Origin of the sequence: Solibacillus sp. FSL W7-1472 (assembly GCF_037969775.1) — a bacterium.
Taxonomy (GTDB): Bacteria; Bacillota; Bacilli; order Bacillales_A; family Planococcaceae; genus Solibacillus; species Solibacillus silvestris.
Map to the genome: position 1 here is coordinate 2,805,937 of NZ_CP150208.1, position 14,038 is coordinate 2,819,974.

At 37.9% G+C, this 14,038-nt stretch carries 13 protein-coding genes; 3 read left to right on the forward strand and 10 right to left on the reverse strand.

The window, feature by feature from the left end; all coding sequences use genetic code 11:
• The first annotated feature begins 96 nt into the window (after window positions 1-96).
• Entirely contained in the window at window positions 97-1,185 is a 1,089-nt protein-coding gene (locus MKY07_RS13940) for a Xaa-Pro peptidase family protein (protein WP_339262727.1), read from the forward strand.
• A gap of 280 nt (window positions 1,186-1,465) precedes the next feature.
• A complete protein-coding gene (locus MKY07_RS13945; protein ID WP_339262729.1) occupies window positions 1,466-2,101 on the forward strand; it encodes a 5,10-methylene tetrahydromethanopterin reductase in 636 nt (211 codons plus the stop codon).
• Window positions 2,102-2,176: 75 nt separating this feature from the next.
• Here MKY07_RS13945 and ald read toward each other — a convergent pair whose 3' ends face one another.
• Complete coding sequence (ald, locus tag MKY07_RS13950; protein ID WP_014823109.1) at window positions 2,177-3,310, reverse strand: alanine dehydrogenase; 1,134 nt, start codon at window positions 3,308-3,310, stop codon at window positions 2,177-2,179.
• Between the two features lie 333 nt (window positions 3,311-3,643).
• On the opposite strand from ald, the gene MKY07_RS13955 reads away from it, so the two are divergent.
• Window positions 3,644-4,090 (forward strand): universal stress protein, encoded by a 447-nt coding sequence (locus MKY07_RS13955; protein ID WP_008407782.1) that lies wholly within the window; start codon window positions 3,644-3,646, stop codon window positions 4,088-4,090.
• 58 nt (window positions 4,091-4,148) lie between these two features.
• Here the strand turns inward: MKY07_RS13955 and MKY07_RS13960 are convergent, their stop codons facing one another.
• From MKY07_RS13960 to ezrA, 9 genes are all read right to left on the reverse strand, one after another.
• Window positions 4,149-5,090, reverse strand: coding sequence for a class I SAM-dependent methyltransferase (locus MKY07_RS13960; RefSeq protein ID WP_339262731.1), 942 nt, complete (start codon window positions 5,088-5,090; stop codon window positions 4,149-4,151).
• Between the two features lie 146 nt (window positions 5,091-5,236).
• Window positions 5,237-5,743: a thiol peroxidase gene (gene tpx, locus MKY07_RS13965; protein WP_014823107.1), complete on the reverse strand. Its 507-nt coding sequence runs from the start codon at window positions 5,741-5,743 to the stop codon at window positions 5,237-5,239.
• Window positions 5,744-5,932: 189 nt separating this feature from the next.
• Window positions 5,933-6,424, reverse strand: a complete 492-nt coding sequence (locus tag MKY07_RS13970) for an RDD family protein (RefSeq protein WP_339262734.1) — start codon at window positions 6,422-6,424, stop codon at window positions 5,933-5,935.
• A gap of 14 nt (window positions 6,425-6,438) precedes the next feature.
• Complete coding sequence (gene sppA, locus MKY07_RS13975; RefSeq protein ID WP_339262735.1) at window positions 6,439-7,449, reverse strand: signal peptide peptidase SppA; 1,011 nt, start codon at window positions 7,447-7,449, stop codon at window positions 6,439-6,441.
• Between the two features lie 249 nt (window positions 7,450-7,698).
• Complete coding sequence (locus MKY07_RS13980) at window positions 7,699-9,261, reverse strand: acyl--CoA ligase (RefSeq protein ID WP_014823104.1); 1,563 nt, start codon at window positions 9,259-9,261, stop codon at window positions 7,699-7,701.
• Between the two features lie 171 nt (window positions 9,262-9,432).
• Window positions 9,433-9,639 (reverse strand): alpha/beta-type small acid-soluble spore protein, encoded by a 207-nt coding sequence (locus tag MKY07_RS13985; protein ID WP_008407794.1) that lies wholly within the window; start codon window positions 9,637-9,639, stop codon window positions 9,433-9,435.
• Between the two features lie 110 nt (window positions 9,640-9,749).
• Window positions 9,750-10,961, reverse strand: a complete 1,212-nt coding sequence (gene thiI / locus MKY07_RS13990; protein WP_339262738.1) for a tRNA uracil 4-sulfurtransferase ThiI — start codon at window positions 10,959-10,961, stop codon at window positions 9,750-9,752.
• On the reverse strand, window positions 10,958-12,106 hold the full coding sequence (locus MKY07_RS13995; RefSeq protein ID WP_339262740.1) for a cysteine desulfurase family protein: 1,149 nt from the start codon (window positions 12,104-12,106) through the stop codon (window positions 10,958-10,960). Before MKY07_RS13995 ends, thiI begins: the two co-directional genes overlap by 4 nt.
• Before the next feature lie 184 nt (window positions 12,107-12,290).
• A complete protein-coding gene (gene ezrA / locus MKY07_RS14000; protein WP_008407797.1) occupies window positions 12,291-13,994 on the reverse strand; it encodes a septation ring formation regulator EzrA in 1,704 nt (567 codons plus the stop codon).
• Window positions 13,995-14,038: the final 44 nt, after the last annotated feature.

Below are 14,038 nucleotides of genomic sequence, written 5' to 3' on the forward strand. Positions count from 1 at the left end.
CTTCCTTGTATCATTCGATAAATATGCACAATTCTCCTTTTTTTGATATGCTTATACGGCGAATTCATTAATTGAATAACAAAGGAGTTTTATACAATGTCGAAATCAAAACAATTACAAAATCATTTAAAAGAAAATGGTTGGGATGCTGCTTTTATTACAACACCTGATAATGTCTTTTACTTTTCCGGTTTTAAAAGTGAGCCGCATGAACGTTTACTTGGTGTTATGGTATTTAAGGACGCGGAACCGTTTTTAATTTGCCCTAAAATGGAAATGCCTGATGCAGTAGCTGCAGGATGGGCTTTCGACGTTGTCGGACATGAAGATACTGAAAATGCCTGGGATGTTGTTGCAAAAAATGTCGAGGCTCGCAACGTTGCCTTCGATACATTGGCTATTGAGAAATCTCATTTAACAGTTGAGCGTTTAGAAGCGATCCAAGAACGCTATGAGCAATTAAAATTTGCAGGTATTGATGAAAAAATTAACGCGCTTCGTATTTCAAAAGATGAAGCGGAACTTGAAAAATTACGTAAAGCTGCCGAATTAGCGGACTACGCAATTCAGGTTGGCTGTGATGCAATTGCAGAAGGCGTAACAGAAATGGAAGTTTTAAATACAATTGAATCAGCTATTAAGGCAAAAGGCTATGCGATGAGCTTTGATACAATGGTATTGGCTGGAGAAAAAGCGGCTTCTCCTCATGGAACACCTGGAAACCGCAAAATTAAAAAAGGTGACCTAATCTTATTTGACCTGGGTGTTATTTACGAAGGGTATTGTTCAGATATTACGCGAACAGTAGCATTCGGCCAGCCAAATGACGAGCAAATTAAAATTTATAATGCTGTTCGCCGCGCAAACGAAGCAGCAATTGAAGCAGTTAAACCAGGGGTCCGGGCGATGGACTTGGATAAAATTGCCCGTGATGTTATTACAGATGCAGGCTATGGCCAATACTTCACTCACCGTTTAGGCCACGGTCTTGGTATTTCAGTTCACGAATTCCCGTCGATCAACGGCGCCAACGAATTCGTTCTAAATGAAGGAACAGTTTTTACAATTGAACCTGGCATTTATAAAACGGATATTGCAGGCGTTCGTATCGAAGACGATGTCGTTGTAACAAATGATGGTGTGGAAGTACTTACATCATTCACAAAAGAACTTGTAATTTTATAAATTTAAACTTCGATTAGTAGGGCTTCATCCCCTTTACCGCTACGCTTTCGCGTACTACTCGTTAATGCGGGGTAAATTATTAAACAAGTAAATTGTATAGAAACTATTAAATTTGCATATACTATAGCGAGCAGTCCTTTACAGAGGTCTGCTCGCTTTTAAATTTTGGTAGGCGTTTCAACCAATTATCCACTTTACAATTTTTAACTTGTTTTCTAAAAGCAAAAATGAGGAATAGAAGATTAATTACTTAAAAATAACCGAAAGGAAGTGGTGCATTATGAAAAAATGGTCATTTACAACGCTACTTATAATTTTGCTTACACTATTGCCAATAAGTCAAATTGAATGGAATACGGAAGCCGAAGCGAGTCAAACAAGTAAGGTAAATAATGAAGTCATTTCAAATAGTGCATCACCGAACAAAACGGTAAAGGAAAAAGCTCCTGTCTCGAATACAGGCTTTATGCCAAAAGTAAATCGCAGCTATACGTATAAACCTTCGTTTGAAGATGCCGGACAAAAAACATATACCGCTTCTAAAAATAAATCGATCGAAAACTCGGTAGAATTGTTGGAAGAAGACTATATCGGCTATACGTATATTGAAGATCAGCAGCAGCTTGCATTAGGAGTTGCCTACTCAGATATATTTTTCTTCTCATTAAGCTACCCGATGAAAGAAAAAACAACAATTACCGATACGAATTATTTATATGACGGTACTACGGAAACAACACCCGTTTACGTTGAAAGCACAAATGCAACAGTTAAAACAAAAGCAGGAACATTCCGTAATGTAGTAGTCTTAAAATATCCAAACGGCTCGAAAATCTACTTAGCAAAAGATCACGGTATTATTCGCATTACCGATTTTGAAGGTAATATTACAACTGAGTTAATCTCGGTTAAATAAAATGACCACATAAAAAATCCGCTACGTTTGATTTTGCCAATCGTAGCGGATTTTATTATTGCTGTAAAATGCTTATTAATTTAATCCTGTCAGTGCCCCTAATACATCTTCTACTTCTGCATATGACAGCCCTTGCGCGTCTGCTACTGCACGGTATACAACTTTACCGTCTAATGTATTAACGCCGCGTTTTAATGCTAGGTTGTCCAGGCATGCACGTAAAAAGCCTTTATTTGCAATTTGTAATGCATAAGGAACTGTATTGTTTGTTAACGCAATTGTCGACGTACGTGGAACCGCGCCTGGCATATTTGCCACCGTATAGTGGACAACACCATATTTAACAAATGTAGGATTGTCATGTGTTGTTACTTTTTCAGATGTTGCAAAACAGCCGCCTTGATCGATTGCAATATCAACAACAACAGATCCAGGTGACATCGATTGAATCATTTCCTCTGTAACCAATTTTGGTGCCTTCGCTCCTGGAATCAGCACTGAGCCAATTACTAAATCAGCAGAACGAACAGCATCTGCAATATTATAAGGATTTGAAATTAATGTTTGAACATCTCGACCGAATAAATCATCAAGTTGGCGTAATCGTTCTGGATTTAAATCGATAATCGTAACATCCGCTCCCATGCCAACTGCTACTTTAGCTGCATTTGTTCCCGCAATACCACCGCCAATTACTGTTACTTTACTGCGTGGAACACCTGATACACCACCAAGCAAGATGCCTTTACCGCCTGGCAGCTTTTCTAAATAATGTGCGCCGATCTGTGTTGCCATTTTACCTGCAACTTCACTCATCGGTGTTAATAATGGTAAAGAACCGTTCGGTAATTGAACTGTTTCATAGGCAATACCGATTACTCGATTTTCAAGTAAAGCTTTAGTCAATTCAGGCTCCGGAGCTAAATGTAAGTACGTAAATAGTATTAACCCTTCACGGAAATACTTGTATTCACTTTGTACAGGTTCTTTTACTTTTAAAACCATTTCTCCTGCCCATGCTTCGGCCGCTGTTTGTACAATATGGGCACCAGCGTCAATATAGTCCTGATCCGTAAATGCAGATCCTAATCCTGCACCTGTTTCAATATATACTTCATGACCATTTGCGATTAATGACAATACCCCTGCTGGTGTCATCGCAACTCGATTTTCGTTGTTCTTTATTTCTTTCGGTACCCCTATTTTCAACATAATTCCTCCCTTTAACAATCACTTAGAAATATGATTAACATAAATCAAATCCATTTTACCAATTTTACCCGCAAATTAGTAGAGGATTTTGAATGTAAATTCTATTCTGAATAATGAATCGTTAATCATATCTTACTCCTGTATAGAAACTGGCAATATATTGCTGAAAAAAATATTTTATAATAGTAAAAATATTTTTCACTATAAATCCAAACTTTGTGACCATTTCATGGAAGTTATTGTATTTCACCTATTTTTTGGCGCAGGAATTATGTTCTTTGGAAAATTATTTGGTATAATATAGTTATAGATAATTAGGAGGTATGGAAAATGGCAAACCATTATAAAAGCATTGTAGTAGCAGTAGACGGCTCGAAAGAAGCAGAATATGCATTCCGTAAATCAATCGATGTTGCAAAACGCAATGAAGGTGCAACAATCAACCTAGTAAATGTTATCGATACACGTTCTTTTGCAGCTATAGAAGCTTATGACCGTTCAATTGCTGAACGTGCTCAACAACATTCCGAGGAATTGTTAAACGGCTACAAAAAGCAAGCTGAAGCAGAAGGCGTTGAAAACGTTAATCTGATTATTGAATATGGCTCTCCTAAAAATATTATTACAAAAGATCTTTCAAATGTTGTAGAAGCAGATTTAATTATCTGTGGCGCAACTGGTTTAAATGCGGTTGAACGTTTCCTGATCGGTTCTGTATCAGAAGCAATCGTACGTTCAGCTACATGTGACGTATTAGTAATCCGTACACCAGAGTGATTTAAATAAGTAACATACAAAATGCCATCTTCTCAATTTGAGACGATGGCATTTATTATTATCGTTTCTGATTATTGCTTTCTTTCCACATGCTTACTTTTTCGAAGAACATTGCGAGAGCATCACGGTTTGACATATTCGGTACTTTTGCCAATAAAACCTCACGCGGCGCTTTTAACTGCTCACTTTGCTTTTGTAAAATTAAAATACTTTTCTCATGTGTTTTTGATGAGAACAGGTTTTCAGGCAATTGGATGACTGCCTGAATCCATGCATGTCCTTTAATATACTGGTGAAGCTGTTTTGCTTGATCTAATTCAAATAAATTTGCCGGAATCAGGAAAAATCCAAAGCCACCTTCTTTTGTATAATTTAAAGATTGCTCAATAAACAGATGGTGTGCGTAGCTCATTCCTTCTGCCGCGCATAATTCATAGTCAAGTGCTACTTCTTCATTCGGATAAAATCCTACAGGTAAGTCGCAAACCACCGCATCAACTGGATCGACCAATAGTTTTTCCAGTGCATCTTGACGGAATAATGTAACAGGTTGTTGGATCAGGTCTCCTGTCGCTGCTGCTAGTCGAATTAATAAATCATCAACTTCCACTCCAGAAGCTGTCACTTTTCCTTCCAATGCATTCATGACTGTAAAGAGTAGATTCCCTGTACCGAGTGCCGGGTCAACAATTGAAATCGTCCGTTCCGATAATTCCTGGTCAAAGCACTGCTCTACAAAGTGGCTTACAATCAGCCCCAGAGTATCCGGTGTCATTTGGTGATTCGGCTGGGCACTTTTACGCATCCCCTTTAAAATCGCGATTTGAATCGCTTTACGCATATCTTCCTTCGTCGCTCCTTGGACTTGCCATTCAAATTTCCCGTCCAATGTATCTTCCAGTGTTTGCAGTAAAGCTTCCAAATAATCCTGCTCTTGCTGCCCTACAATATTTTCTGCATTGTCATTAATATATTTAAATATTTGTTCAAACTTTTCCATTAGACTAACTCCCTCATTCCATTCATTTGGATTTTTCGCCTGATTGCGACATATCCATTAAATGAACAACCCACTCAATCATTAATCATTGAGTGGGTGTTAATTATACATGTAATTACTTTACAACAAAATTGTTCAAAACGAAATTATTTTGCAAGAGCTTTTACTGCTTCAATCGCAGCATCATAATTCGGGTGGTCTGTACCTTCTGGAACATATTCCACATAAGCAACTTTGCCAGTTTCATCAACAACAAAAATTGAACGTGCTAAAAGGCGTAATTCTTTCATATGTACGCCATATGCTTCACCGAATGATGCATCGCGGTGGTCTGATACTGTTACAACATTATCGATACCCGCAGCTCCACACCAACGTTTTTGAGCAAATGGTAAATCCATTGACACTGTATAAATTACAACATTGTCACCTAAGTTAGCCGCCGCTTCGTTAAATGTACGAGTTTGCTTATCACAAACACCTGTTTCCAATGAAGGAACAACTGAGAATAATCGAATTTTACCTTCAGAATCTTTTAAAGTTACTTCTGATAAATCGTTTGCAACCACTGTAAAGTCCGGTGCTTGATCACCAACTTTTACCTCATTACCGATTAGTGTTACTGGACTGTTTTTAAATGTTACTTGCGCCATATTAAACGCCTCCTTTATATTCCCTAATATTACTAAAAAAGATTTAGCAATTGCAACTAACTGAGCTTATATTCATTAAATTAAGAAGAGAAAAAGAAAAGAGCTGTTTTTATAAGACGAATCTTACAAAACAGCTCTTCTCTTGCTTAGAAGGTGTCGATAGTAAATTATTTCCCCTTCTATTCATTTTCAAACATCTTTTGTATAAATATTTTCATGAACAACGACCGTATCCGCAAAATAATCGGCAATACTTTTATTGTTCGGTGAAAAGGCTACGATTAAATACGGCAAGTATAATAATGTGCCATTGATAAATCGGCCTACCCCTTCACGAAACAGAACTGTCATCCAATCCAGTGCTTCCCCGTCATCTTTTTCAACCTTTATTCCAAACGTCATTTTCCCTAAAGTTTGCTTAAAAAATTTTGTCATGAGCACAAAATAAGCGTAGAAAATAATTCCCGAAAGAATTGTCATTGGCGCATACCACACATCGCTGGCAACACTCCAATTCATCAATGCAAACACCGGCCTAATCGAGACGCCGATAATGGCACTTATTACAATTGAATCCAACAGGAATGCCCAGAAGCGCATCCAGAAGCCGGCTGTTTTTTGTTTAATAGAAGGCGGCTTTACGACAGATGCTTCATCCACTACTTCGATTATGTCAGTCATCGTAATCCCTCCTATTAGTAGTCACCATATAAATACATCATACGAGGCGAATTTGTCGTTGAAATAATTTTGGACAATACTTCAGACTCAGCAGATGGTCGCAGCATAGAACCTAGTTTTACACCTAATAAAGAACCCCAGCTTGATGTATCCATTGTATATTCAAACAGCTCTGCATCTTCCAATCCAAAATCCGCGCGTAATGCATTAACTGTCGCTTCTTCATTTCCAATTTCATCCACCAACCCTGCTCGCAGTGCCTGAGTACCGCCTAATACACGGCCATCCGCCACTTTCTTCACTTGCGCTTCAGACATATTACGCCCAGCTTCGATAATATCGACAAAATGCTCATATGATTCATCAATCATTTCCTGCAGCATCGCAAGTTCCTCTTTTGTAGAAGGTCGTACACCGCCAAACATGTCTTTATGTTCGCCTGATTTGATTGTTTCAAACTCGACACCGAAATTTTCGGCTAATTTCCCATAATTAATCGATTGCATAATCACACCGATTGAACCGGTAATTGTCTCGCGTTGAGCAAAAATCTTATCTGCCGGTGCTGAAATATAATAACCGCCGGAAGCAGCCATTGATCCCATTGAGACATAAATTGGAATTTGTTTTTCTTCTTTAATTTTCAATAGTTTTTGGTAAATTTCCTCTGATTCAATGACACCGCCACCTGGAGTGTTTACAGATAATACAACGCCTTTAATTGTATCGTCTTCAAGTACAGCATCCAATTGTTCCATAAACTGCTGGTGGTTGTAATCAACAGTTTCCCAAATGCTTGGTTCTCCTACATCCTGAATTACGCCATCTACCGTTAAATGCGCAATTCGATTCGTTAAGTCTCCCGTTTCCACTACGTTTTCGTATGTGAGCGATTCCGTACCCATCAAATTGTCGATACTAGTAAAGAAATCGGTCTTGAAAATCGAAATAATCGTATTGATCCCAATAGAGAAAAATAATAATACGGCAGCAATAATGAGTGCCACAACTCGTTTTGTATTCATTTTCACGCCTCCTCAATATATGTACGAAACTATTTTACAAAAAGTTTCATCGAAAACCATTTCCTACAGCGATTTTGACATAAACCCACTTGATTAAGCAACCATACTTTAGGTTTTATCAAATGGCGAAGCCTCATTTCTATTAATTAAGCTCGGTTTAAACATGAATACTGGCAGAAAAAAAGGCGGCAAATTTCGCCACCTTTTATTCATTACCCGGGAAATATTTGTCGAGCAATGGTATTTCCCTTACTTTACACGCAATTCAACACGACGGATTTTCCCTGAAATTGTTTTAGGTAATTCATCTAAAAACTCTATAATTCGAGGATATTTATATGGTGCTGTCAGCTGTTTTACATGATTTTGCAAATCTTCTACAATTGTTGGGCTTTCTTTTAATGTAACATCTTTAAGGACGACAAATGCTTTTACAACATTCCCTCGAATTTCATCCGGACTTGCAACAACAGCACATTCCTGTACAGCAGGATGCTTCGTTAACGCATCTTCTACTTCAAATGGTCCGATTGTATAACCAGATGAAATAATAATGTCATCATTTCGGCCTTCAAACCAGAAATAACCGTCTTCATCCTTTATCGCTCGGTCGCCTGTTACATACCAATCCCCGCGATATTGAATCGCTGTACGTTCAGGATCTTTATAATACCCTTTAAATAGTGCAGGTGTCGATTTGTGTACTGCGATATCACCGACTTCACCTGCCGGGACAGGCTCACCATCTTCATTGATTAAATCAATGATATTTCCCGGAGTCGGTTTCCCCATCGAGCCAGGGCGTAATTCCATATTTAACAATGTCCCGATCAACAATGTATTTTCTGTTTGACCATAACCATCACGGACAGTTAACTGATGTTCACGTTCGAACGTTTCAATTACTTCACGGTTTAATGGCTCACCTGCCGAGACAGCGCTGCGCAATGAAGTTAAATTAAATGTATTTAACTGATCTAACTTCGCCATCATTCGATATTCTGTCGGTGTACAGCAAAGCACATTGATGTGTTGCTGCTCTATTAAATGTAAAAACTGTTTAGGGTCAAACTTCCCTTTATATACAAATCCTGTTGCGCCACTGCCTAATACAGCAAGAAACGGACTCCAAATCCATTTTTGCCATCCTGGAGCTGCAGTTGCCCATACCGTATCACCATCACGTACGCCAAGCCACTCCGCAGCCGTTGTACGTAAATGTGCATATCCCCAGCCATGTGAGTGCATTACAGCTTTAGGATTTCCTGTTGTGCCTGATGTATAGGCTAAAAAAGCAAGATCATGTGCTGTCGTCTCAACAGAATCGAACTCGTTTGATTGTTGCTCTGCAAGCGCCATTAATGAAGTCCATCCTTCTTTTTCTTTTCCAACAATAAAGCATTCTACATTCGCTAAATTTTCTACATGTTCAAATTCATTTACGAATTGTTCCATCACGATAATCGCCTTAGCCTCAGAATGATTTAGTCGATAATCAATATCTTTAGCTCGCAGCAACTCCGAACTTGGAATAATGACCAATCCTGCTTTTAATGCCCCAATATAAGAAACATATGCTTCTAAACAGCGTGGCAGCATAATTAAAATGACATCACCTTTTTTTAGTCCTTGTGCATAAAAGGCATTCGCTGCCTGATTTGCTCTTTGTAGTAACTCTTCGTATGTATAACGCTCTTGGTGTCCATTTTCTTCTTGAAAAATTAACGCTGTTTTTGATTCTTTATTATCGTGTTTTTCAAATTCATTCACAATATTATAAATTTCCGGTGCAACTAATTGATTTTCATTCATTTTTAATACTCCCCTTTGTTTAAAAAAAATGAGCCTTACCTTATTAGTATAATAATCCTTCTCGTTAATATCAAAATATTCCGCCACTTTTTATTGCATAACAAAAAATATTTGTTACCAAAATAAAAAGAAACGCTACTTTAAAAGTAGCGCTCCTTTTTTAAAAACGGATTATTGGTTTTGGTTGCCGCGTAATTGCTGCTCTGCCATCTGTACTAGGCGTTTCGTAATTTCGCCACCTACAGAACCGTTTGCACGAGATGATGCGTCAGGACCTAATTGTACGCCAAATTCTTGTGCGATTTCGTATTTCATTTGGTCTAAAGCTTGTTGTGCACCAGGTACACGTAATTTGTTTGAGCTGTTGTTGTTTGCCATCTGTCTCTCACCTCCTTGTGACATTAGAATGCACCGGGAGGAAAGATTAATACATAAAAAACACAGGTAAATTATAGTTTCATTAGGAAATCATTATCAGTTTCTAAAAATTATAGTAAATCCGCGAATTTATCTTCTTTTACTTCCTTCTGAGGGAACTGATATACTTCACGGTTTTTAACGGCACGATCAATTAATTCATCGAATTCCGTAAAGCTTTCAAAACGCAGAACTTTTTCTAATTTCGGTTTTGTTTTTGGACTAGACGGTGTAAATATTGTACAGCAATCCTCAAATGGCTGGATTGATGTTTCATATGTGCCAATATCTTTTGCGATTTTGATGATGTCATTTTTATCTGCTGAAATTAGTGGACGTAAAATTGGTGTATTTGTCACATCATTAATTGCAGTTAGGCTTTCCAATGTTTGTGAAGCGACTTGTCCTAGGCTTTCACCTGTTACAATACCTAATGCGCCAACTTCTTCACGCACTTTATCGGCTACTTTCATCATCATACGACGTGTTGATGTCATTGACATATTGTCTGGGACTGCATCTTTTACTGCAACTTGCAGTTCTGTAAACGGAATAACATGCAGGCGAATATTTGCACCGAATTTTGTTAGTTCATTTGCAAGCTCTTTAACTTTCTGTAAAGCATTATCGCTTGTATACGGAGGACTGAAGAAATGAATCGCATCCAGTCGAACGCCACGTTTCATCATTAAGTAACCGGCAACTGGACTATCGATACCGCCTGAAAGCATTAACAGCGATCGTCCATTTGATCCAATCGGCATTCCTCCAGCACCTTGAATTACTTGCGCCATCATATAGATTGCATCTTCACGAACTTCAATTCGCAATGCGAAATCCGGATTTTTCACCTGTACTTTAAAGTTAGGGAAATTCGGTAAAATTGTAGCTCCCATTTCACGCTGTAATTCATGTGTGTTTAATGGGAATGTTTTATCTGTACGATGTACTTCAACTTTAAACGTTAAATCACCTTTTTCACGATAGTCTTCTAAAATTTCAAAGGCTAAAGCTTTCATTACATCCAAATCTTTTTCACAAGAAGCGACAGGGCTGATTGATTGAATACCGAAAACATGTGGTAAACGATCCATCAGTACATCAAATTTCTCTTTATTTTCAACTTCAATAAACATACGGTCACGCTCTGCACGAATTTTCAGTGGTGCAATATCATTAAATGAATAACGGACATTATCGCGTAAACGGCTAATAAAATCTTTTTTGTTTCGACCTTTTGTTGATAATTCACCATAGCGAACTAATATTTCCTTAAAAATCATTGCATTATTTCTCCTTTTAATTCTTTCATTACGATTGTAAATTGCTTTTTGAATGAAGCAATATCTTCGTCAGTATTAATTGCGCCTAAACTTAAACGAAGGACACCGTTTTTAAAGCGACTATCGATATTCAATGCTTCCACAACATGGCTTGTTTTCGTTTGTTTTGACGAACATGCACTTGATGTTGAAACGATAATATCACGTTTTTGTAATGCATTTATTAAAATTTCACCTTTAAGTCCTCTAACACTAAAAGATAAAATATGCGGTGCGCCATCTTTTGGCGAAAGGACATATACTTCCTGACCAAATTGCTCAAAGAAATGATGGAGATCTGCAGACCATTTTTTAAAGTTCTCAAAATTCTCCGGCATTCCTTCTACTGCTAAACGAGCCGCTTTTGCCAATGAAACAGCTTGCGGTACTGCAACCGTACCACTTCTTAATCCGAACTCTTGTCCACCACCAACAATAAATGCTTTCAGTTGAGGTTTTTTACGGAATGCCAACAGGCCACTCCCTTTTAAGCCTTGAATTTTATGTCCTGAAATCGAAATGACATCGGGACCATTATCCCCATCAAAAATGACTGGCAGCTTTCCGAAACTTTGAATCGCATCAACATGAAACATTGCCTGGCATGTACGATGAATGATTTGTGCCGCTTCTTTAATTGGCTGAACAGCTCCAATTTCATTGTTTACATGCATAATGCTCACGATGATTGTATCTTTGCGAAGCTTTTGCTGTAATTCCTCTAAAGAAATGACCCCATATTTGTTTACTTTCAAGTAGTCAATTTCATAACCTTCCTCTTCCAAACGCTTGGCCGCTTCCAATATCGAAGGATGTTCTATTTCTGTCGTAATAATATGCTTGCCTCTAAAATTACTAGATTTTGCAAGACCAAAAAGCGCGGCATTATTCGATTCCGTACCTCCGGATGTAAATAAAATATTCTTTTCGTCTGTATGAAGAATATTTGCCAATTGCTCACGAGCTTTTGTTAATAAAGCATTTGACTCGACTCCTGCACGGTGAATCGATGCAGGGTTGGCGTAATATTGTTCATTTACTAACATAAATGTAGCCAAGACATCTTTGTGCGGTTTTGTTGTCGCACTATTATCTAAATATATCATCTATACTCAACCTTCTTTATTAAAACTAATTTTCCGTAATCTATTAACATTACAGAGTTGCCTGCAATCATCACTTACCAAAGAGAGAGGTTGTGTTAATAGTCAAATTGACTATTAACACAACCTCATAAATGTGCTTATTTATTATAACGCTAAATGGATCAACATGTAACCGTTATGCTTATTATTTTGTAAGCAGCTGCTCCTGAACGAGCTCCTCAATACGTTTAATCGCATTAGGATCGATAATTTCAACCGCTTTTGCTGCATCTTCCAGTGCTTTTATGTAGCGGAATTTCTTGAATGCGTCCTCAGCTTCAAGTAAATTTTCATGTACTTGGCGGTTAGTTGCTCTGTAGCGGTTTCCAAACTGAATAAGACGCTCAATAATTAATACGTTCTCTATCATTTCCTGTGCTTTTTCATGTGTTTCTTCAATCGATTGCTTTGCATTTAGTAAATGCTGGTTTACTTGGATAATATTCAACGGCACTTCCTGTAAGCTTTGAACAACAACAAAAATCTGCTCTGCCGCCTCTTCTAATCTTGCATCCATTTCTTCCGGTATTCCAGGAATATTGGCACGTCCAAGCAGGCGTTCGGTATCTTGCAATAAGCGCTTTAAAGTTTCCAATTCAGCTCTTGCTTTATTTTCATCGATACGGAGATTTTTTAGTTTGTTAGAGAACTTTTCCTGTTCTTCAGCAATTTGCTCGATCTCATCAGTAATTTCTTTTAGCTCTTCCTGTAAGCTGGAGTAGGCAGACTTTTCTTCATGAACACGAGTTGATAACAACTCATAGCGTCTTTGTAGAACTTCCAAGTGCTTTAAGCCCACTTTAGGAATTTCCGCCTCTCTGTCCTGCAAACGGTAGCTATGCTGTACATACGCAACTTCATCATTAATGTCCTTTGTAAGGCGCATTACATCATTGATCACACTGTACATGCCGGAACAGTTGCGTTCCACATACTTTCTTGCCATTACTTCTTTTTCTAGCAAATTGTAAAAATGGTCGATTTCATCATTAATTGTTTCAATTCGTGGTGATACAGCCGGTAAGTTTAATTCAGCAATTGCCGCTTTTAACATTTCCAGTTCATTCTCAAGCCCATTCAAATATTCAGTCAGTTCTAAATGGCGTAAATAATACTTTTGCTCTTCCATTTCACGCTGTCCATTACGAAGTTCATGAATTGCGGTCGGAATTTTTGTTTGAATTTCCGTAAGCAATGTCGGCACATCATTTAGTAAGCTGAAAATCTCCTGTGCTTCACTGTTTAACTGAAGAACAATTTCACGTGCCTGCAAATAGTTACCGTCTTTCGTTAACTCATCGAATTCTTCAAACTTTGGTATAAATTGCTCAAGCTTCTTTTCCAATGCTTCCAAAGCCGGACCAAATGAATGCTGGTGTGCCAAAATCGTCTTACGTGCAGAACGGTAATATTCTTTCAACTGCTCAATTTCAATACGGTTTTTCTCTTCACTGCCAATCAATTCATCCAGCTCTGTAATAATCTGCACACGTACTTGCTCACATTTTGCAAGCTCTTGCTCGATGTCACGTTCTGTATGTGTTGCTTTGTTAAATTTAAATCGGTCGACAAATTCTTCCGCATCAAACAATAATTCGTCAATTTTCGGAATTTGCTTATCAACAACATCCAACCAACGATTACGCCAGTTTTCAAAAAGCTCTTCTGTTTGACCGTTCATATTAAGGGCTTTTACTTTTGCGAGCTCCTCAAAAATCGGGTAATGTTGTATTTGTAGTTTTTCCTTATCTAATCGTCCTATTTCTGCATTATGCTTGCGTCTTACTACTAAGCCTGCCATTAATAATGCTAATAGTACGACGACAACAATGATGATATACTTTATCATTGTAAGCCCCCTAATCCCAAATAAAATCAATATTTTAGCTATAT